The sequence below is a fragment of the Eggerthella sp. AM16-19 genome (genome assembly GCF_003474385.1).
In the GTDB taxonomy this organism is placed as follows: Bacteria; Actinomycetota; Coriobacteriia; order Coriobacteriales; family Eggerthellaceae; genus Senegalimassilia.
Window position 1 is genome coordinate 48,540 of the sequence record NZ_QUCY01000016.1, and the last position, 20,236, is coordinate 68,775.

General features: G+C 64.7%; 15 protein-coding genes, 1 tRNA gene and 1 other RNA gene. 15 read left to right on the forward strand and 2 right to left on the reverse strand.

The annotated features are described in order from the left end of the window. Positions 1–17: 17 nt before the first annotated feature. Positions 18–102: transfer RNA gene (locus DW178_RS07435), tRNA-Leu, on the reverse strand. A 166-nt stretch (positions 103–268) separates the two neighbouring features. On the opposite strand from DW178_RS07435, the gene DW178_RS07440 reads away from it, so the two are divergent. From DW178_RS07440 to leuD, 5 genes are all read left to right on the forward strand, one after another. After that, positions 269–1,324, forward strand: a complete 1,056-nt coding sequence (locus tag DW178_RS07440; RefSeq protein ID WP_042435283.1) for a polyprenyl synthetase family protein — start codon at positions 269–271, stop codon at positions 1,322–1,324. Further along, on the forward strand, positions 1,325–2,233 hold the full coding sequence (locus DW178_RS07445; protein ID WP_118350367.1) for a peptidoglycan-binding domain-containing protein: 909 nt from the start codon (positions 1,325–1,327) through the stop codon (positions 2,231–2,233). Positions 2,234–2,521: 288 nt separating this feature from the next. Further along, positions 2,522–3,052: a spore coat protein SP96 gene (locus tag DW178_RS07450; RefSeq protein WP_118350368.1), complete on the forward strand. Its 531-nt coding sequence runs from the start codon at positions 2,522–2,524 to the stop codon at positions 3,050–3,052. A 246-nt stretch (positions 3,053–3,298) separates the two neighbouring features. Further along, entirely contained in the window at positions 3,299–4,570 is a 1,272-nt protein-coding gene (gene leuC / locus DW178_RS07455) for a 3-isopropylmalate dehydratase large subunit (protein WP_118350369.1), read from the forward strand. Between the two features lie 22 nt (positions 4,571–4,592). Further along, a complete protein-coding gene (leuD, locus tag DW178_RS07460; protein ID WP_042434812.1) occupies positions 4,593–5,090 on the forward strand; it encodes a 3-isopropylmalate dehydratase small subunit in 498 nt (165 codons plus the stop codon). A gap of 253 nt (positions 5,091–5,343) precedes the next feature. Here leuD and DW178_RS07465 read toward each other — a convergent pair whose 3' ends face one another. Continuing rightward, positions 5,344–6,681, reverse strand: a complete 1,338-nt coding sequence (locus tag DW178_RS07465; protein ID WP_118350370.1) for a TFIIB-type zinc ribbon-containing protein — start codon at positions 6,679–6,681, stop codon at positions 5,344–5,346. A 275-nt stretch (positions 6,682–6,956) separates the two neighbouring features. On the opposite strand from DW178_RS07465, the gene leuB reads away from it, so the two are divergent. From leuB to dnaX, 10 genes are all read left to right on the forward strand, one after another. Then, the gene (leuB, locus tag DW178_RS07470; RefSeq protein WP_118350371.1) at positions 6,957–8,066 is read left to right on the forward strand and encodes a 3-isopropylmalate dehydrogenase; all 1,110 of its coding nucleotides are present in this window, start codon (positions 6,957–6,959) and stop codon (positions 8,064–8,066) included. Between the two features lie 125 nt (positions 8,067–8,191). Then, complete coding sequence (locus DW178_RS07475) at positions 8,192–8,557, forward strand: histidine triad nucleotide-binding protein (RefSeq protein WP_118350372.1); 366 nt, start codon at positions 8,192–8,194, stop codon at positions 8,555–8,557. Positions 8,558–8,815: 258 nt separating this feature from the next. Then, on the forward strand, positions 8,816–11,614 hold the full coding sequence (locus DW178_RS07480; RefSeq protein ID WP_118350373.1) for a hypothetical protein: 2,799 nt from the start codon (positions 8,816–8,818) through the stop codon (positions 11,612–11,614). Positions 11,615–11,840: 226 nt separating this feature from the next. Beyond that, positions 11,841–13,208: a histidine--tRNA ligase gene (gene hisS, locus DW178_RS07485; protein WP_118350374.1), complete on the forward strand. Its 1,368-nt coding sequence runs from the start codon at positions 11,841–11,843 to the stop codon at positions 13,206–13,208. A 229-nt stretch (positions 13,209–13,437) separates the two neighbouring features. Further along, on the forward strand, positions 13,438–15,225 hold the full coding sequence (gene aspS / locus DW178_RS07490; RefSeq protein WP_118350375.1) for an aspartate--tRNA ligase: 1,788 nt from the start codon (positions 13,438–13,440) through the stop codon (positions 15,223–15,225). 197 nt (positions 15,226–15,422) lie between these two features. Beyond that, entirely contained in the window at positions 15,423–16,721 is a 1,299-nt protein-coding gene (locus DW178_RS07495; RefSeq protein ID WP_118350376.1) for a class I SAM-dependent rRNA methyltransferase, read from the forward strand. A gap of 303 nt (positions 16,722–17,024) precedes the next feature. Then, positions 17,025–17,663 (forward strand): TetR/AcrR family transcriptional regulator, encoded by a 639-nt coding sequence (locus tag DW178_RS07500; RefSeq protein WP_118350377.1) that lies wholly within the window; start codon positions 17,025–17,027, stop codon positions 17,661–17,663. A gap of 90 nt (positions 17,664–17,753) precedes the next feature. Then, an RNA gene (ffs, locus tag DW178_RS07505) (signal recognition particle sRNA small type) lies at positions 17,754–17,849 on the forward strand. Between the two features lie 81 nt (positions 17,850–17,930). Beyond that, positions 17,931–18,590 carry a VTT domain-containing protein gene (locus DW178_RS07510; RefSeq protein WP_118350378.1) on the forward strand — a complete coding sequence of 220 codons (660 nt, stop codon included), beginning with the start codon at positions 17,931–17,933 and terminating at the stop codon, positions 18,588–18,590. A 214-nt stretch (positions 18,591–18,804) separates the two neighbouring features. Beyond that, positions 18,805–20,236: DNA polymerase III subunit gamma/tau (dnaX, locus tag DW178_RS07515; RefSeq protein WP_118350379.1), on the forward strand; the 1,432-nt coding region annotated here is incomplete at its 3' end.

The following is a 20,236-nucleotide window of genomic DNA, read 5'->3' on the forward strand; positions in this document are numbered from 1 at the left end:
CCGTTTCCGTGTTCGCATGGTAGGAGCGGTGGGATTCGAACCCACAAGCCTTGCGGCGGCGGATTTTAAGTCCGCTGCGTATGCCGATTCCGCCACGCTCCCAAGCGCGTCAACCATCATATCAGAAAAAGCCGCGAGGGCGTCTAGGCGGCGGTCAATTTGAAGTTCCTTGGCTGATTGCGCCGCTTGTCCGGAGGGGCGCGTGAGCGCAATGCGCTTGTGGTACCATGGCAAGGAGCATGCAAGCGATTCGAATCAAGAAAGCGCTATGAAGAACATCAACGAGATCATCGCAGACGTAGCCGAACCCCCGAAAACCTTCGAAGGCTATCTGATGGCCTATGCCGATCAGGTAGGGGATCTGGTGAACACCTACCTTCCCGCGGGAACGCACCCCGACATGGATCGTTACCTGTACGCGCCGCTGAAGCGGTATAGCGAAAACGGCGGCAAGCGCCATCGCCCGCTCATCTGCTTCGCCGCATGCCTAGCCGTAGGCGGCGACATGCGCCTGGCCACCAGCGCGGCGGCGGCTATCGAGCATTTCCATACCGCAGCCCTCATCCATGATGATATCGCCGATGAGGCGGAGCTTCGCCGCGGCGAGCCGTGCATGCACTGCACGGAGGGCATCGGCCTTGCCATCAATGCTGGCGACCTGGCTCTGTCCCTGGTGAACGGCACGGTTGTGGAAGACCCCGATCTTGACGATCATACGAAGGTGCGCGTTATCTCCGAGCTCATCGAGATGACGCGTCGCACCATAGAGGGGCAGGCTCTCGACATCGGATGGGCGCGCGATGGCCGCTACGACATCGCTCCCGAGGACTACCTGGTCATGGCCACGCATAAAACCGCCCACTACTCCGGCGCGGTGCCGCTGGCCGTGGGCGCCATCATCGGCGGTGGCACGGCCGAGGAGGTGGAGGCCCTGCGCAGCTATGGCCTTGATACGGGCTTGGCGTTCCAGATCCAGGACGACCTGCTCAACCTCATCGGCAGCGAGGAGTCCACGAAGAAGGACTTCCGCAGCGACATTACCGAGGGCAAGCGCACGCTGGTGGTGGTGCACGCCCTGGCAAACGCCGCCCCTGAGGCGCGCGAACGCCTTATCCAGATCTTGTCCGCCAAGGAGAAGGACCCGGCGGTGCTCGCCGAGGCGGTCGACATCATGCAGGCCACGGGCAGCGTCGAGTATGCGCGCGCTTACGCCGAGAACCTGACCAACACCGCGAAGGGCCGCTTGGTGGAAAAGGTGGGGCCGTCCCTGTCGCGCGATCTGCTGATCTCCATGGCCGATTGGTTTGTGAACCGACTGAAGTAGGTGGGTGCAATGGAAACCATTAAACTCAACGATTCCGGTGCTGCCGTCGAGGACGTGCAGCACCGTCTCTCCCGCATCGGGCTTCTGGACGAGGCCTGCATCGACGGCCTGTTCGGGCCCGAAACGGCGAAGGCCGTCGCCTCCTTCCGTTCCCAAGCACAGCTCGAGTGCGGCGACGAGGTGGACGAGAAAACCTGGGCTGCCCTGGTGGATGCGTCGTTTTGCCTGGGCGACCGCACGCTGTACCTGCGCATGCCCCACTTCCACGGTCATGACGTGCAGCAGCTGCAGAAGGCGCTTTCCGCGCTCGGCTTCGCCTGTGGCGACATTGACGGCATTTTCGGCGCGTTCACCGAGCTTGCCCTGCGCAAATTCCAGACGAACCTGGGCCTGCCCACCGACGGCATAGCCGGCGCTTACACGTATGCCGCCATCCGCAACCTTCATCATTCCTGGGAGGGCAAGGAGGCCGTGCGCAGCTCCTCTCATCTGGGCTTCGCACGCGCAGCCGGCGTGCTGGAGCGCAACGCGCTGTGCTTATTCGGCACGCAGGAGTTCACGCGCAGCGTGGCCTCGCGCATGAGCAACCTGGCGCTTGCCACCAATCCCGCATCGAAGATCGTCAGCGCCGATAACCTGCTTGTGGCGCCCGATGAGCAGATGCTGCTCGTGCACATCGTGCTGCCCGAGGAGCAGACGGGCAACGCTCCTCGCGTGGGGTTCGCCCCTGAGGAGACGCTGTCCATGCGTCTGGAATCGGCGCTTGAAGCGGCCATGCGGGCCGACCCGGCGCGCATCGCCGTCGAGCTTCCCGGCAGCATGTGGGAGGACGCCGGCGTGGGCCGTTCTGCCCAGCATTTCGCCATCACGCTGCTCGACGCGCTGTGCACGGCGCTCGCGAAGCGCTAACGGCGGCTAGCGAAAAGAAGCATTGCCAGCGGGCGGTCCTCGGGGCCGCCCTCTTTGCATGCTGCGCAGGGCAGGGTTATCGGGTCTGCAGCCCTAAGGGCGCGGTAACGGCCTTGCTGTAAGCTGCGGGTGCGATGCCTCCCCTGGCTTCGCTCGCCAGATGTTCCGCACGTGCTGCTTTGCATCAGGACGGCAACGGTTTGCCCAAAGCGGCTGGGCGTTGCGTATACTGGGGATATCGAAGCGGGGTCCGAACGCGGCCCTTGCAACCAAGAGAAAGGTCCGTTCATGACCGAGCATAACGATAACCCCATCACGCAGCCCGAGCAGCCGGCTTCCCCGCAGGCGCCCGCCCAGCAGCAGGCGTCAGCTCAGTCTGCCGATAGGACGCAAGGCCCTGCTGCGGCCTCCCAGGTCCCGCCGGCACAGCCGCAAGACGCTCCCGGTGCCTCCCAGGTGCCTCCGGCCCAGCCTGAGCAGCCGTATGCGCAGGCCCAGCAACAGCAGCCCTACGCACAGCCTACGTATGCGCAGCCGGTGTATCCTCCGGCGCCGCTCATGAAGCTGTCGGGCGGCATGAAGTTCGCCTGGTTCGTCATCGGCGCCTTGGTGGGCATCCCGGGCATTTTGCTTGCCTGGGTATGCAATGCCGATAAATACCCCCAGGTGAAAAACGACGCCGTGAAATTCTCCGCTATCGGCTTCGCCGTGTGGATGCTTGCCGGCATCATCTTCACCATGATGATAGGCGGCATGCTCGCCGCGTTCGTGGCCGCTTGCGATCCCGGATTCTACGGCACCTACGGTGGAACCTGGTAACATCGGGCTTCATGGTGCAGGGCGGCTTCGGACGCCACGCGCGACGGTCGCCGTATGAGCCTTCGTTGGGCGTGATTGTGGCAACCGCTAAGCATGTCTTGCGTTAGCGAACGTAAACAATATGTTACGAAGAAGAGCCCCGACGGGGCTCTTCCGTATTTTCGAGAAACGCCGGTGGTACAATCAACCAGTTTTACAAAATGCCCGGTATACGGGCAAGCGAGGCTGTAAATCGAAGGAGCGAACATGGCACGTCCCATGACCATGGCCGAGAAGATCTTGGCCGCACATGCGGGGCTTGACGAAGTCGAGCCGGGGCAGTTGATCGAGTGCAATCTCGATCTGGTGCTTTCCAACGACATCACGTCGCCTATCGCCATTAAGAATTTCAAGCAAATCGGCGTGGAGAAGGTGTTCGATCCCACCAAGATCGCCCTGGTTCCCGATCACTACGTTCCGAACAAGGACATCAAAAGCGCCGAGCAGGCCAAGCAGGTGCGCGATTTCGCCCGTGAGCAGGGCATCACGCATTACTACGAGGTCGGTTGCATGGGCGTCGAGCACGCGCTGCTGCCCGAGCAGGGCGTCGTGGGCGCGGGCGATCTGATTATCGGTGCCGATTCCCATACCTGCACCTATGGCGCCCTCGGCGCATTCTCCACCGGCGTTGGCTCCACCGACGCCGCCGTGGGCTATGCCACGGGCAAGGCGTGGTTCAAGGTGCCCGAAAGCCTGCTGTTCAAGATCGACGGCCAGCTTGCCCCCGGCGTCACCGGCAAGGACGTCATCCTGTACATCATCGGCATGATCGGCGTTGACGGCGCGCTGTACAAGGCCATGGAGTTCACGGGTGGCGCTATCCGCACCATGTCCATGGACCAGCGCCTTTCCATCTCCAACATGGCCATCGAGGCCGGCGGCAAGGCGGGCCTTATCGAGGTGGATGACATCACGCGCGCCTACATGGACGGCCGCACCGAGCGCCCCTATACCGAATACCACTCCGACCCCGATGCCGTGTACGCTCATGTATACGAGATCGACGCCGCCGATATCCCGGCTACCGTGGCGTGGCCGCATCTGCCGTCCAACACGCGCCCGGCGGCCGAATCCCGTGACGTGAAGATCGATCAGGCGGTTATCGGCAGCTGCACCAACGGCCGCTTGGAGGACATGCGCCAGGCAGCCGACGTGCTGCGCGGCCGCAAGGTGCACCCCGACGTGCGCTGCATCGTCATCCCGGCAACGCAGGCCGTGTATAAGCAGTGCATCGCCGAGGGCCTGATGGACGTGTTCCTTGACGCCAACTGCGCCGTTTCCACGCCCACGTGCGGCCCGTGCCTGGGCGGTTACATGGGCATCCTGGCCGCTGGCGAGCGCTGCGTTTCCACTTCGAACCGCAACTTCGTCGGCCGCATGGGCGACCCCACGTCCGAGGTGTATCTGGCAAGCCCGGCGGTTGCCGCGGCTAGCGCCGTGCTCGGCCACATAGGCCTGCCCGAGGATATTGCGGAATAACGGATAAGGGAAGGAACCTATTATGCATTTCAAGGGTACCGCGCATCGTTACGGCCGCGACATCGACACCGACGTCATCATTCCGGCCCGTTACCTCAACTCCTCCGATCCCGAGTGGCTGGCAGCGCACTGCTTGGAGGATCTGGACAAGGACTTCGTGAAGAAGGTGCACAAGGGCGACATCATCGTGGCAGAGGAGAACTTCGGCTGCGGCTCGTCGCGCGAGCATGCGCCCATCGCCATCAAGGCTGCGGGCGTGGACGTGGTCATCGCCAAGTCCTTTGCGCGCATCTTCTACCGCAACTCCATCAACACCGGCCTGGCCATCATGGAATGCCCCGAGGCGGTGGACGCTATCAAGCAGGGCGATGTGGTGGACGTGGACGCCGATGCCGGCGTCATCACCAATACCACCACCGGCGAAACGTTCAAGGCCCAGCCGTTCCCGCCGTTCATCCGCGAGATCATCGAGGAAGGCGGCTTGATCAACCGCACCCGCAAGGTGCTCGGCATCGAATAGCCGTTAGCGGCGCCGATTCGTGAACAGGGGACGGAGGTGCATGTTCACAGCTGACCTCCACGGTGCAGAAGGACGCTCGTGAACGCACGCCCCGTCCCCTGTTCACGTCCAGGGGGCAGGGTATCGACCGCAACAGGAAAGAGGGCGGCTTGCATTCGGCAAGCCGCCCTCTTGCATCCGGGGCAGGCAGTGCTCGTGAACGCACCCATGTCCCTTGTTCACATGCTTTCGCCCATCGCGGCGCCGTGCTTGCCTAATCCCCGAACAGCATGCTGAGCAGGCCTTTGCGGCGCGGTTTCTCCTCCCGGTACGACGCTTCGCCGGCCGTTGCCGTTTGGACGGCGCCATCGTTGCCGCCGATGCGGACGATCTTGTACAGAAACGGCGATTTCGCGTACTTCACCTCGATGGGCGTTACGTGCACGGTGCTCTCGGCGGACAGATGAAGGCCCGGGTTGAGCGGTGCCTGCACGTGGATCTCCTTTTTCTCGCTGAACGCCACGGCGGCGGCGCGGCCGGTCTGCCCGTTCACGGCTATGCGCACTTGCTCGCCATCGCGTCTGTCCGAGGCGGGTCGATCGACGTAATAGATGGGCACGAGCATCAGCCCGGAAGCGTGTTTACGCACGCTGCGGGCCCATTGGCGCATGCTCTTCTTGCTGTATCCGAACGCCTTCTCGGCATCGTTTCCCGCAAGCGAATACGTCAACTTGTCGATGACGGCGCTCTTCTTCAGCAGACCTTCGGCGGCTATGACGCGGAAGTCGCCTTCCTGCATAGCGGGGTCGAACGGGGCTGTCGCCGAGAAATCCCATGGTTCGAGCAAGCCCATGAGCGGAATGTCGACGAAATAGGTCTTCGGCCACGCCCAGTCGAGCACCTCGAAGTACACGAGAGACTCTTTGCCCGGTATCTTCCCGGGAAACGATGCCATCATGCGCAGGTCGGCAAGCTCCACGGGCACGTACGTGAGGGCCATCTGCTCCTCGATGGCCTTGTCCACGTCGTGCCCGGCGAAGGCTTCGGGGTGCTGGCGCACGAGCGCAAGGGCGTTCGCACGCGCCTGCTGTGCGGAAATACGGCAGGGAAGGGCCTGTTCAGGGATGTGTTCCGCCCCCGTGCCCATGGAAAGGCGCTTGCTGAACGTACCGGGTTTGAGCAAATCGGCAACGCCGATCTTGTTGCCGCACGAGGGGCATTCGAACACGCGTTGTGTCGATTTGCCTTCGAAGGCTGCCCCGCAAAACGGGCAGGGGACGCTGACGTGCTCGGCGTTTTGGAGCTCGTCGGCGGTTGCGGGGTCTTCCCATAGCAGCCGCTCAAGCAGCGACATGTTGCGCCAGTAAGGCTTGTAGTAGGACCAGTCGGAATCCTGCGCGGGCTCAAGCTGCGAGACGCGCGTCAGCTTAAGCAGGCCGTCGACCACCTGAAGCGGCTGATGGCGGATGCCCATGGCGGGCGCCGGCTCCGGTCCGCCTTCGGCCCAGGGCGTGCTCGCTCCGCAATAGGCGCAATCGAAGCTGCGGGTTTGCTGGTGGGAATACATGGGGCCGCCGCAGTTGCGGCATTTGATGGCGAAGACCCCTTCCATATAAGGCCTCCTTGAGCGTAGGGGCTGCTGCTTGCGAGTATGTCCGAGCCGCCGTGCCTGCGGCAAGCCCCGCGCGGCCCAAAAAGCAGCACCTCCGGCAATGGAACGGCCCATTTTGCGAAAACGCTCGGACGACGGTGCCGCCGCTTTGTCGCCAAAGCGCGCATCGTCCTTCGTGAACATATCCATGATTCCCGCGGGAACGGGCCCGTGGGAAGCCCTAGTGCGTTACTATGTGAATGTAATCGAATCACTTTTTGAAAGAGGCTCACATCATGACGAAGCAATACGACATCTGCCTGTTGCCGGGCGATGGCATCGGCCCTGAGATCATCGCGGAGGGCGTGAAGGTCCTCAACGCCGTCGGCGCGAAATACAACACGCGCTTCGACTGCAAAGAATCGCTTATCGGCGGCGCCGCCATCGACGCGGTGGGCGATCCGCTGCCGGCCGCCACGCTCGACGCCGCGAAGGCCGCCGATGCCGTGCTGCTTGCCGCCGTGGGCGGGCCGAAATGGGACACCACCGACCCTGCCGCGCCGCGCCCCGAGGCGGGCCTTTTGGGCATCCGCAAGGGCTTGGGCCTGTACACCAACCTGCGCCCCGTGCAGATCTTCGATGCGCTTGCAGGCGCTTCCACGCTTAAGCCCGAGGTCATCGAGGGCGTCGACCTTATGATCGTGCGCGAGCTCACCGGAGGCTTGTACTTCGGCAAGCGCGAGCGCTTCTACGACGAGGAAGGCGCCGGCACCGATGGCGCCAAGGGCCAGCGCGCCTACGACACGCTCGAGTACCGCGAGTACGAGGTGGAGCGCATCGCCCGCCAGGCGTTCGAGGCCGCTCGCAAGCGCCGCGGCAAGGTGACCAGCGTCGATAAGGCCAACGTGCTCGAGACCAGCCGCATGTGGCGCGAGATCGTGCACCGCATCGGCGAGCAGGAATACCCCGATGTGCAGATCGAGGACCTGCTGGTGGACAACACCGCCATGCAGCTGATCAACCGCCCTGCCGACTTCGACGTGGTGGTCACCGAGAACATGTTCGGCGACATCCTCTCCGACGAGGCCGCGCAGATCACGGGCTCCCTTGGCATGTTGGCCTCCGCAAGCCTGGGCGACTCCACGGCGCTGTACGAGCCCAGCCACGGCAGCGCCCCGGATATCGCCGGCAAGGGCATTGCCAACCCGCTGGCGCAGATTCTGTCCGTCGAGATGATGCTGCGCTACAGCTTCGGCATGAACGAGGCGGCCGACGACATCCGCCGCGCGGTCACCGAGGTGCTCGACGAGGGCTGGCGCACGGGCGACCTGAAGGACGCCGCGACGCCCGCCGACAAGGTGGTCGGCTGCGCCGGCATGGGCGATCTGGTGGTTTCGCATCTGTAAGCACCGACCGGCGGGGAAGTTCCCGCTGCAACAGGTTCACGGGGCCGCGGTGCGGCCCCGTGCGGTAAACTGTTCGTGCGGATCGGCGCCATGCCGCCGCACCCCTTCGACGAAAGGAACCTCAAATGGCCGATGACTGCCTGTTCTGCAAACTCATCTCCGGGGAGATCCCCACGAACAAGGTGTACGAGGACGATATCTGCTTCGCGTTCGACGACATCGAGCCCGAGGCCCCCGTGCACACCCTGCTCGTTCCGAAGAAGCACTACGACGATATGTGCGACGGCATCCCTGCCGAGGTGCTCGGCCATATGCTGTCCGTGGTGCCGAAGGTCGCCGAGCTCAAGGGCGTGCGCGAGTCCGGCTTCCGCACGGTTATGAACACCGGCCCCGACTCCGCTGCAACGGTCAAGCACTTCCACATCCACATCCTGGGCGGCGTGAAGATGGGCCGCTTCACGTTCGAGAACTCTCAGCGCGTGGAGGGCTAGCGCCCGCAACTGCAATGCATAGGCTTTGATAGCAGAGCGCCGCTTGCCGAAAAAGCAGGCGGCGCTTTCGTTTCGCTACGGACACTTGGGTTCGGACACTTGGGTTCGGACACTTGGGGACGTAGCATTAAGTGTCCGGTTCGCAAGCCCCTTTCGCTACAACGCATCCATCGATGGAGGAAAGCCGTCGACCAGCAGGTCGGCGGCTTTCCTTATCTCTGGTAAGCTATTCGCCAGTATTTGAAAGGATGGTTCAGCGTGCAAAAGGTTGCGGAAAAAGAGGGCTTGTGGCGGCTTGAGCCGCGCGAGAAGCTGTTGGGCGTGCGTTGCAAGGTCTTGCGCGACGCCATGCCCGCGCTCGCCGACGGCACGGTTTTTTCCGGGGCGTTCGGCGTGGTGGGCGGCCGCGTGATGCGGCCGAAGCCGAAAAGCGGTGGCATGTACCTGGTGCATCTGGAGGGCGATTCCCCCAGCGACCAGGCCATGCGCATTGTGGCGTACCTGGACAGGTACGGGCGCGTGTTCGCTTGCGACGAGCCGCAGGTCGCGCCGCCGGCGCGCACTCCCGACATGGAGATCGCCCGATTCAACGACGTGGCCCAGGACGCAGTGAAAACCGCCGGATACGTGTACGTGCATGACGGCGAGGGCGACGCGGCGCGCTGCGTGGCGGCCTACAAGGGAACGGCCGATTTATATAAAGTATCGGACACGTGGTATCGCTTCGGTGAGCGCAAGGCCATGACTTACAAGGAGTTCATGGCGCGCGCGTATTTCGCGCTGTGCTTCCGGCCGGCCATGGGTGCGCCCGCCGTCCCCAGCCGCGGCGTCATGGGCGTCCTCGACGCTTTGGGGCCCGAAAAACCGTTCGAGGCGCTGCGCGAGCTTGCGGGCCAGGTTCAGCGTGCGCTGTCCGACCCTCAGCTCGAGGCCCCCGGTGCCGTCAGGCTTCTGCTGGAGAACCTCAAGCAGGCGGGCCTGTTCGCCATCCATGAGCGCGGCGTTTCCGACGAAGCGGTGCGCCTGGTGCGCTCCACGAAGTACGCGCACTTGGCCTACCTGGTCCGCAACCAGGAGGATGCCGACATCTCCGATCAGGAGCTGTGGGGGATCGAGGCGGCGCTCAACCGCTTCATCCTGTTGTGCGAACGCATGGACGATCGCGCCGATGCTGCGGGCCTCGACGAGTGCCGCCAAGCCGATGCGCAGCTGTTCGTCGCGGTGGGCGAGCAGGACCTGGCGGGCGGCATGCCCGATGGCGCCCCGTCCGGGCATGAGGGCGGCGAATGGGGCGTGCGCTGCCGCTTGGCGCTGGCAATCGAGCAGCTGCGCCTTCCCGTGCGCGTGGATGTGGAGCTTGCGGGCGATATCGGCGCCGGTCAGGCAGCGTTTTGCCTGACCATGCCGCCGGAGGGCATGGTGCCGGGCGCTACAGGCGGCGAACAGGGGGCTGCGCTTCCCTACGTCATGCGCGTGGGCCTGCTGCTCGCCGACCACGCTTTCGCCACCGAGCCGGGCATTGCCCAGGTGAAGCTGATGGCGTTCCCGCTGCCCGACCCGCAGGCGCCGCAGGATGCGTCTGCCGCAGGATCGCTGCAGCCCGTGCCCGCGGTGCTGGGCGCGCCGGCCGCGTCGGAGCAGTTGCGCGATTCTCGGGAAACGGCGCTGTTCGAGGTCGATCTGGACCGTGCGCTGTACGCTGAGCGCGGCGGTTTCAAGCAAGCTATCGCGGGTGATCCCCGTGAGCTGCTCGATGTCGCGGGAGCGCGTTATGACGTTGCCGACGCCCAGGTGCCGCGCCAGCGCGTGATGCACCCCGTGTTCGAGTCGTGGAGCGCCGATGACCAGGCAGGTGAGCTTCCGACGTGGGCGCAAGGGCTCTTGGGCGCAAAGTGCGAGCGCGATCTCGATATCGAATACGACACGGCGTATCGCCGCATGGCCGAGGGCCTGGCGGATTCGCTTGTGGAAGCGCAGAGCGCCACCGAGGCCATCGCCGCCGTGCGCCGCGTGCAGTCCGCCGCGCTCGAAGCGAAGGACGAGCGCGCCGTCTCGGCCTGCACGCGCCTGATGGCCGCGCTTGCCGAGGGCTCCATCGACGCCGCCGATCAGAACGCGGTGGTGGGGCGCTTCTTGGGCGAGGACCGTTGCCTGGTGGCGCTCGGCCGCGCGCATTCGCTTGCCGAGACCGATCCCGCAGCTGCCGTGGAAGCGCTCATCGGCGCCATCGCCGAGGCTCAGCTGCTCGACGGATTCGCCGACGGCTCCCAAGAGGTGTACCGTGCGTTCGACAGCTACAGCGCCAGGGTACTGTACAACGTTTCTCGTGCAACGCAGCCGGTACCGATTGATGGCAATCCAGTCGACCCTGGTCAGGGGCCTGCAGCCGATCCGGCATCCGAAAGCGTCGCGGTCCCCGATGCCGTGGCCGACGCCGGCAAGCGCGTGCGTGTGGTGCCCGACTCGTTCTACCTGTGCCACCTGGAGGTCACGCACTTGCTGGAGCGTTCGTTCGGGCGCGCCGACGAGGCGCTGCGCTACGGCCGCGCCGCCGTGGCCATGGGCCCGTCGTGCGCTATGGGCTATCGGGTGCTCGGGCGCGCCTATATGCTCCAAGGCGATATGGGCCGCGCCTTTGACGTGCTGCGCACGGGCCTTCGCGTCTCCCTGCAGCCTACCGACATCGCGTTCATGTACTACCAGCTGGGATACGTGATGTGGAAGCGCGGCAGAGCCGACGCGGGCGTGGCATGCTATCTGAAAGCGGTCGAGGCATCGTCGTCCATAACCATGCAGGCCACGGCCGAGCTGCGCGAGCTGGTGGCCGAGACCGGCGCATCCATCCCGCCGGCAGGCGGCGTGGAGGCGGCCCTCGCCGCCGAGGGAATCCCTTGCGCGCCCGCATCCGAGACGCTCGACGTCATCGATGCGGCCCTGTCCGCCGCCTGCGATGCCGGCCTTGCCAACGTGGCCCGCAGCCTGCTCGCCACGCGCCTGCGTCATCGCCCCGACGACGCGCTCATGGGGGTGCTGCGCAGCTTCGGCGAGCCCGCGTAAGGGTCGCCGCCCGGTTCCCTCGCAACCGCTGCGTCCGCCATCCGCTCCGCAGCCGCGCTGTCTGCGCGCAACCGACGCGCCCGTCTGCGACCTCGCGCCACGCTGATTGCGTGGGGTCGCGGCAGGCGGGCCGCCGTATGTCGGCGTCTGCGCTACAATGCAAGGGTTAACCGTTTTCAACCATCCGTATCATCGGAACATGAGTTATCGGAAGTAAGGAACCGTCATGGCAATCAACTCCCCGGAGGGAACGCGCGATCTTCTGCCCGATGAGGCGAAGTTCTGGGCGCATTTCCGCGACACCGCGTTCGGCATCTTCGCCCGTTACGGCTATCAGCCCATCGAAACGCCGCTGTTCGAGCAGACCGACCTGTTCGTGCGCGGCATCGGCCAGGCCACCGACGTGGTGTCCAAAGAGATGTTCACCGCCATCTCCGGCGAGAACCTCAAGCGCGTCATGGAAGGCGGCACCATCAAGGCGAAAAGCCGCCTGAGCCTGCGCCCCGAGGGTACCGCGGGCGTGGTCCGCGCCGTGGTGCAGCATGACCTGGTGCCGCAGGGCGCGGCTCCGGCCAAGCTCATGTACGCCGGCCCGATGTTTCGCGCCGAGCGCCCGCAGAAGGGCCGTCAGCGCATGTTCAACCAGGTGGGCATCGAATGCCTGGGCGCGGAGGACCCCAGCGTCGACGCCGAGGGCATCATCATGCTCATGCGCTTCTACGCCGCCATCGGCGTCCCCATGGACGCCACGCGCCTGCTGGTGAACTCCATGGGCTGCGAGCAGTGCCGCCCGAAGTACCGCGAGGCCGTGCGCGAGTACATGAACGCCCACGCCGAGCACATGTGCGAGGAGTGCATGCGCCGCGCCGAGATCAACCCGCTGCGCGCCTTCGACTGCAAAAACCCCGGCTGCGCCGAGGTCATGGAGGGCGCTCCGAAGATCTCGGATTACCTGTGCGATGACTGCCGCGAGCACTACCAGGCCGTCAAAACCTATCTGGACGGCGCGGGCATCTCCTACATCGAGGACCCCACGCTGGTCCGCGGTCTCGACTACTACACGCGCACCGTGTTCGAGGTGCAGGTCGATCAGGGCATGGGCAGCCAAAACGCCATCGGCGGCGGCGGTCGCTACGACAAGCTGGCCGAGGAAGTGGGCGGTCGCCCCACGCCGGGCTTCGGCTTCGCGCTGGGCTACGAGCGCTGCGCGCTGGCCATCCAGGCAGCGGGTCAGGCGTTCCCGAGCGCCCAGCATTGCGACGTCTTCGTGGCGTGCGTGGACGATTCCGTGCGCGCCGAGGCGTTCAGCCTGGTGCAGGCATGCCGCGATGCGGGCGTGACCGCCGAGATGGATCATCAGCACCGCAGCCTGAAAAGCCAGTTCAAGCTGGCTGACAAGGTGGGCTCGCGCATGGTCGCCGTGCTCGGCCCCGACGAGCTGGCCGCCGGTGAGGTGAAGGTGCGCAACATGGCCACCCATCACGAGCGCCTGGTGAAGCTCGATCAGGCCAAAGCACTGCTGGCCCAGTTCGGCGGCGAGCCTTTCGGAGGCGCGCATGCCAGCATCGAGGACGTGTTCGCCGGCGAGGAATAACCCGCAAGCGCCGAGGAGCCACGTGAACAGGGGACGGAGGTGCGTTCGCTTTGTTCGTCGGCCGTCGGAAGGCGCTTCCGCGGCGCTGCAACCATGGCATTTTCAAAGGAGCTGGGAGCCGGTGTGGTTTCCAGCTCCTTTCGTGATGTACAATGGCTAGGTTTGAGCAACAACCCGGGCCCGCGCTTGCGGCCGGGCGCCCATAAAGCATTGCAAGGAGCAAAAGAGAATGACGGATTACATCAACGAGTTTTGCATGCACGACGCAACGTGCGGCGAGCTGCGCAAGTCCGACGTGGGCCGCGAGGTCACGCTGTGCGGTTGGGCGTGGCACAACCGCGATCACGGCGGGCTGATCTTCTGCGACCTGCGCGATCGCACCGGCTACACCCAGGTGGTCGTCGACCCCGATTGCGTGCCCGAGGAGGACTTCCACAAGGCAGAGCATCTGGGTCGCGAGTACGCCCTGCAGATCACCGGCACGGTTCGCGACCGCGGCGCCGACGCCGTGAACCCGAACATGGCCACCGGCGAGATCGAGGTGCTGGCCAGCAAGGTCAACGTGCTTAACGAATCCGTCACCCCGCCGTTCTCCATCGAGGACGGCATCGAGACCGACGAGACCACGCGCATGAAGTGGCGCTACATGGACCTTCGCCGTCCGGAGATGTACCAGTCCCTGCGCCTGCGCCACACCGTGGCCCAGGCCATGCGCGCCGCGCTGAACGAGCGCGGCTTCATCGAGGTGGAAACGCCCATCCTGGCCAACTCCACGCCCGAGGGCGCTCGCGACTATCTGGTGCCCTCCCGTCCGAACCCGGGCAAGTTCTACGCGCTGCCGCAGTCCCCGCAGCAGTTCAAGCAGATGCTCATGGTCGGCGGCATCGAGCGCTACTACCAGATCGCCCGCTGTTTCCGCGACGAGGACCTGCGCGCCGACCGTCAGCCTGAGTTCACGCAGGTCGACATCGAGATGTCCTTCGTTCAGGAAACCGACGTCATGGACCTGATGGAGGGCGTGTTCAAGGAGGTCCTGGCCGCCGCGGGCGTGCAGCATGAGTTCCCACTGCAGCGCATGCCGTGGAAAGAGGCCATGGACCGCTTCGGCTGCGACCGTCCCGACGTGCGCTTCGGCATGGAGCTCGTCGAGCTCACCGACATCGTGCGCGGCTGCGGCTTCGGCGTGTTTTCCAAGGCCGTCGAGGCGGGCAACGTCGTGAAGTGCATCAACGCCAAGGGCGCCGGCAACTGGTCGCGCGGCGACATCGAGAAGCTGGCCGACGTGGCTGCCGCCAACGGCGCGAAGGGCATGGCCTGGATCGCCTACACCGACGCCGACGCCGAGCTTGCGGGTAAGAGCCCCATCATCAAGTTCCTCGGCGACGAGGTCCATGGCGCCATCAAGCAGGCCGCCGGCGTCGAGCCGGGCGACTTGCTGCTGTTCGCCGCCGATACCTACGACACCGCTTCCGCCGTGCTCTCCGCCCTGCGCTTGCACATGGCCGAGGCCCTGAACATCCCGCGCGAGGGCCACGCCCTGCTGTGGGTCGTCGACTTCCCCATGTTCAAGTACGACGAGGAGGAGAAGAAGTACGCCGCCGAGCATCATCCGTTCACGATGGTCCCCGAGGCCGATTGGGATAAGATCGAGACCGATCCGCTGGCGTGCTCGAGCTATTCCTACGACATCGTCATGGACGGCTTCGAGATGGGCGGCGGCTCCATCCGTATCCACAACGCCGAGCTGCAGAAGCGCGTGCTTCGCCGCCTGGGCGTGGAAGATGAGCAGATGGAGGAGAAGTTCGGCCACCTCATCCACGCGCTTGAGCTGGGCGCCCCGCCGCACGGCGGCATCGCGCTGGGCCTCGATCGCCTGGTCATGCTGCTGGCTGGCAAGCAGTCCATCCGCGACGTCATCGCCTTCCCGAAGACCTCCAGCGCTTCCGACCCCATGACCGGCGCCCCGAACGCCGTCACCGGCCGCCAGCTCAAGGAAGTCTCCCTGCGACTGCTGTAGCTCCGTCCGCCTGACGGCAGCCGGATTGCTCGATGCTGTGGGCCGCTGCGGCACCCCGTCTTCGCGCGAACCTGAGGACTTGCGTGCCAAAGCACGCTGCGCCTTCGCGTTCCCGCAGATCAGGGGTTCCGCAGCGGCCTTCGCTGATTTTTGCGCCACTTGCGATTCTTGTATCCTCCGTTCCCGAAAGGACCCTCATGAAAGCTCAACGTCCGTATCCTCGCGCCATCATCACGCCGAAGGGCGAACATGCGCTGGCCAAGGGGCACCCGTGGGTATACGAGGCCGAGGTGCTGTTCATGGAGGGCGCGCCGGGGCAGGGCGATGAGGTTGCCAACGGCAGCCTCATCGACGTGGTCAACCGCAAGGGGTCGTATCTGGGCACGGGCCTGTTGTCGAAGAGCAGCAAGATCCGTATCCGCCTTATCACGCGCAACGCCAACGATGCGTTCGACCGCGCGTTCTGGAAGCGCAAGGTGGCGTGGGCGTGGGAGTACCGCAAAACCGTCATGGGCGAAGACGCCAGCTGCTGCCGCGTGCTGTTCTCGGAGGCAGACGGCTTTCCGGGCCTGGTGGTAGACCGCTTCAACGACGTGCTGGTCGCCGAAACGCTGTCCGTGGGTATGGAACAGCTCAAGCCGGTGATCTTCCCGGTGCTGCTCGAGGTGCTCGCCGAGGACGGCGTGTCCATCCGCGGCCTGTACGAGCGCAACGACGTGGCAACCCGCAAGCTGGAAGGCCTTGAGCTGACGGCGGGGTGGTTCGCGGGCGCGGCCGGTGAAGGCGGCCAAGCAAGCTTCGATCCGCTGGCACCGGGTGCACCGGGTACTCAGGATTTCGGTCCCACCGCCACGCAGATCGTGGAAAACGGCGTGCGCTACGAGGTTGACTTCGAGAACGGTCAGAAGACGGGCTTTTTCCTGGATCAGAAGTACAATCGCCGCGCGGTGGCCAAGCTTGCCGCGGGAAAGCACGTGCTCGACTGCTTCACGCACACGGGAAGCTTCGCGCTCAACGCCGCCCATGGCGGCGCGGCATATGTGAACGCCGTGGACATCTCCGAGCCCGCCGTGGCGCAGGCGCGCAAGAACGCGCAGCTCAACGGCCTGGAGGAGCGTATGGACTTCACGGCCACGAACGTATTCGACCTGCTACCGGCGCTTGAGGCCGCGCATGATCGCACGTACGACTTCATCGTGCTCGACCCGCCGGCATTCACGAAAAGCCGCAAGACCATCCAAAGCGCCTCGCGCGGCTACAAGGAGATCAACTACCGCGCCATGAAGCTGCTGCCGCGCGGCGGGTATCTGGCAACCTGCAGCTGCAGCCACTTCATGGACACCGAGCGCTTCAAGCATGTGGTTGCCAGCGCCGCGCATGACGCGGGCGTGCAGCTGCGGCAGATCGAGGAGCGCCAGCAGGCGCCCGACCACCCCATCGTTTGGGGCGTTCCCGAAACCGACTACCTGAAGTTCTTCATCTTCCAGGTGGTGTAACGCAAACGGGCGCGGCATCATGCCGCGCCCGTTTTTTCGCCGTTGCGCAAAAGCCGCTCGTAACCCGTGCCAAGCCGTTCCTGACAGATATCCTGGATAATACGCAGGTGGGTAGTAATCTACGCTCCTCAAATGCAGCGGGATTCTGGTATTCTGCAATTGACCGTTTTGCAACGAACGAGGATAAATATCCATACAATGGTCTAATGTTGATTAACGTGTGTGCTATCGCTGCAGCGATCGCGCTAAGACGAACAAGGGCCGCCGGATGCCGGCGAGTAAACAGGAAACGAGGGGTATAAGGTGTCAGACCCGATTGCGCCGAAGGGCGAACCGACGGCAAAAGACCTGCGCAGGTCCACCGATCGCCGCGTGGTACGCACGCGCAAGGCCATCCGCGAGGCGTTCTTCAAGCTGATGGAGAACCAGGACTACCACAAGATCACCATCGCCTCCGTGGCTCGCGAGGCCGATATCGACCGCAAGACGTTCTACTTGCACTATCGCTCGGTAAGCGATTTGGTGGACGAGGTCATCCGCGACGAGGCCCAGAAGATCGTCGCCAGCTGCCGCGAGGCGCTGCGCTCGGATGGCGACAAGGGGCTTGACGTGAGCAAGCTGTTCCAAAGCATCAGCCTGGCCCTTGCTCCCGATATGACGCGCAGCAAGCGGGTGCTGCAGCATGTGTCGCTGCAAGATGTGCTCGACCGCCTTGAGGCAAGCCTGGTCGATGTGCTCATGGAGGACAACGTGCTCGGCCTGCGCCGCGACGACCCGTACGTGCCCTACATCGTGTCGTTTTTCTGCGCGGGCCTGGTGGCGGTGTACCGCCGCTGGCTCATCGTCGATTCCGAGATTCCGCTTGAAAGCCTTGCCGGGGTGACCAGCGCGTGTTTGTTCGACGGCCTCAACGGCGTGCTGCCAAGCGTCAAGCTGGTGTAAGGCGCCTGTGTGCATTTGGTAACGCTTGCGCCCTGCGCCCGCAGCGGGAGCGGGGCGTCGGTATACTATGCCAAGTCGAAACGAGCATCTTATATGGGTCGGGGCGGCGCCAAGTTCCGAACCTGGTCAGGTCCGGGAGGAAGCAGCCATAAGGGGCCTCTGACGAGCGCCCTGTCCCATATAGGATGCTCTTTTTGCGCCCAAAAACACAGGGGCTGCACCCCGGACGCGTGTAAACCGGGGTGAAACGGCGTTGGAAAGGCATATATGGGTATCATCGATTTCTTCCTCAACCTGTTAAGCGACCCGCGCGGCGCCATCGCCGGATGGATCATCACGCTTGGCGCGGTGTGGGTGTACACGCCGCTGTTCTTGATCGTGTTCGTGGAAACGGGCCTGGTATTCTTCCCGTTTTTGCCTGGCGACTCGTTGCTGTTCGCGGCCGGCGTCTTCTCGGCTGATGGCGGCGGGCTTCATCTGGGCGCCACGCTGCTAGTGTTCTACGCAGCGGCCATCTTGGGCAACACCTCCAACTACTGGATTGCGCGCTTCTTCGGCAAGCGCATCATCGACTCCGGCAAGGTGAAGGCGCTCACGCCCGAGCGCATGGCCAAGCTCGATAGCTTCTTCGATAAGTACGGTGGGCTCACCATCGTCATCACGCGCTTCATGCCGTTTTTCCGCACGTTCGCCCCGTTCATCGCCGGCACCGGGCACATGAACTTCGCGAAGTTCACGCTGTTCAACGCCATCGGCGGCATCTCCTGGGTCAGCCTGTTCGTGCTGGTGGGCTACTTCTTCGGCGGCGTGCCGTTCGTGCAGGAGCACTTCGAGGTCATCGTGCTCGGCATCGTGGCCGTGTCGGTCGCGCCGGCGGTCATCGGCGCGGTGAAGGCGGCCCTGAACGGCCGCAAGAAGAAGGCGTAGCGCGGTATTCGCGCCTATTCGCGGGAATATTCGGCGGTGCATCTTTTTCAGGATGCGCCGGGATGCGCTCGGGGCTTGCAGGCTCCGGGCGTTTTTCGTGTTCGGCGGCGTCTGGCGCGCGGCCGCAACGGGATGCCCGTATAATGTTGGCAGACCACAACGCCCGGGTTTCCCGGGCTTTCGCATATCCGCACGCAGGGCAAGGAGCAATCACATGGCAGAGGCGCTGTACCGCAAATACCGTCCGCAGATCTTCGAGGACGTGGTGGGGCAGGAGCAGATCGAGCGCACCATCAAAAACGCCATCGAGCAGGATAAGGTCAGCCATGCCTACCTGTTCTGCGGCCCGCGCGGCACGGGCAAGACCACCACGGCGCGCTTGCTTGCCAAGGCGCTGCTGTGCGAGAAGGGCCCCACGCCCGATCCGGACGGCACCTGCGAGGATTGCCAGATGATCGCCGAGGGCGTGCACCCCGACGTCTACGAGCTCGACGCGGCAAGCCGCACGGGCGTGGAGAACGTGCGCGAGGAGATCATCAACCGCGTGCAGTTCGCACCCACGCGCGGCCGCTACAAGGTCTATATCATCGACGAGGTCCATATGCTGTCCATCGCAGCGTTCAACGCGCTGCTCAAGACGTTGGAGGAACCTCCCGATCACGTGGTGTTCATCCTGGCAACCACCGATCCGCAGAAGGTGCCGGAGACCATCCATTCGCGTTGCCAGCGCTTCGATTTCCGCCGCATATCCAACGAGTCCATCGTCTCGCGCCTGGGCGCGGTGTGCGTGGCCGAGGGTGTGGAATTCGAAGGCGATGCGCTCGACCTGATCGCCCATCACGCTGGCGGTGGCATGCGAAACGCGCTCACCTCGCTTGAGCAGACCATCGCGTTCGGCGAGGGCAAGGTCACCTTGGCTGTTGCCGAGCGCATGCTCGGCGGCGTGGATTCCGGCGATCTGGCCAACATCGTGCAGGCGCTTGGCAAGCGCGATGCCGCAGCATGCTTCAATTGGGTGGCGGAGTTCGTCGAATCTGGCTCTGACCTGGCACAATTCGCACGCGAACTTGCCCAGCACGTGCGCAACCTTTACGTGATGAGCTTGGCGGGAACCGATGTGGCGCTCGACGTCAGCGCGTCGGAGCGCCGTCAGCTTGCCGACGAGCTGCCCCTGTTCGGCACCGATCGCCTGGCACGCATGCTGCAGGTGCTCGGCGACGTCATGGCCGAGCTGAAAACCTCCACCAACCCGCGCCTGTCGTTCGAGATCGGCTGTACGCGCATGGTGCGCCCCGAAGGCGACCTGACGCTCGCCGCCCTTGCGGAGCGCGTTGAGGCCTTGGAGCGTTCCGGGGTTGCCGTGGCTTCACCGGCCGCTGCGGCGGCCCCTGTTTCGGCTCCTCATCCCGCGGCCGCTGCGCCTGCTGCTGTCACCCCGGCAGCGGCCGTTGCGGCCCCTGATCCCGCGGCCCCGGCGGCACCGGTGCCCGTTGCGGCTCCGGCAGCCGCACCTCAGGCGGCTCCTCGCCCGGCCGCTGCCGAGCGACCCGCGCCCGCTCCTGCTCCCGCCGCGCCCGTTGCCTCAGCGGCTTCGGCATCTGCGGCTCCTGCGTCCGCTCCGTCGGCCCAGGTCGCGCCCGCTCCTG

Excerpts from the sequence above, each read along its gene's own strand:
- leuB (WP_118350371.1), top strand. The coding sequence starts at position 6,957 with ATGACGAAGCAATACGACATCTGCCTGTTGCCGGGCGATGGCATCGGC.
- DW178_RS07495 (WP_118350376.1), top strand. The coding sequence starts at position 15,423 with ATGAAAGCTCAACGTCCGTATCCTCGCGCCATCATCACGCCGAAGGGC.
- aspS (WP_118350375.1), top strand. The coding sequence starts at position 13,438 with ATGACGGATTACATCAACGAGTTTTGCATGCACGACGCAACGTGCGGC.
- DW178_RS07475 (WP_118350372.1), top strand. The coding sequence starts at position 8,192 with ATGGCCGATGACTGCCTGTTCTGCAAACTCATCTCCGGGGAGATCCCC.
- DW178_RS07440 (WP_042435283.1), top strand. The coding sequence starts at position 269 with ATGAAGAACATCAACGAGATCATCGCAGACGTAGCCGAACCCCCGAAA.
- hisS (WP_118350374.1), top strand. The coding sequence starts at position 11,841 with ATGGCAATCAACTCCCCGGAGGGAACGCGCGATCTTCTGCCCGATGAG.
- DW178_RS07465 (WP_118350370.1), bottom strand. The coding sequence starts at position 6,681 with ATGGAAGGGGTCTTCGCCATCAAATGCCGCAACTGCGGCGGCCCCATG.
- leuD (WP_042434812.1), top strand. The coding sequence starts at position 4,593 with ATGCATTTCAAGGGTACCGCGCATCGTTACGGCCGCGACATCGACACC.
- leuC (WP_118350369.1), top strand. The coding sequence starts at position 3,299 with ATGGCACGTCCCATGACCATGGCCGAGAAGATCTTGGCCGCACATGCG.
- DW178_RS07510 (WP_118350378.1), top strand. The coding sequence starts at position 17,931 with ATGGGTATCATCGATTTCTTCCTCAACCTGTTAAGCGACCCGCGCGGC.
- DW178_RS07450 (WP_118350368.1), top strand. The coding sequence starts at position 2,522 with ATGACCGAGCATAACGATAACCCCATCACGCAGCCCGAGCAGCCGGCT.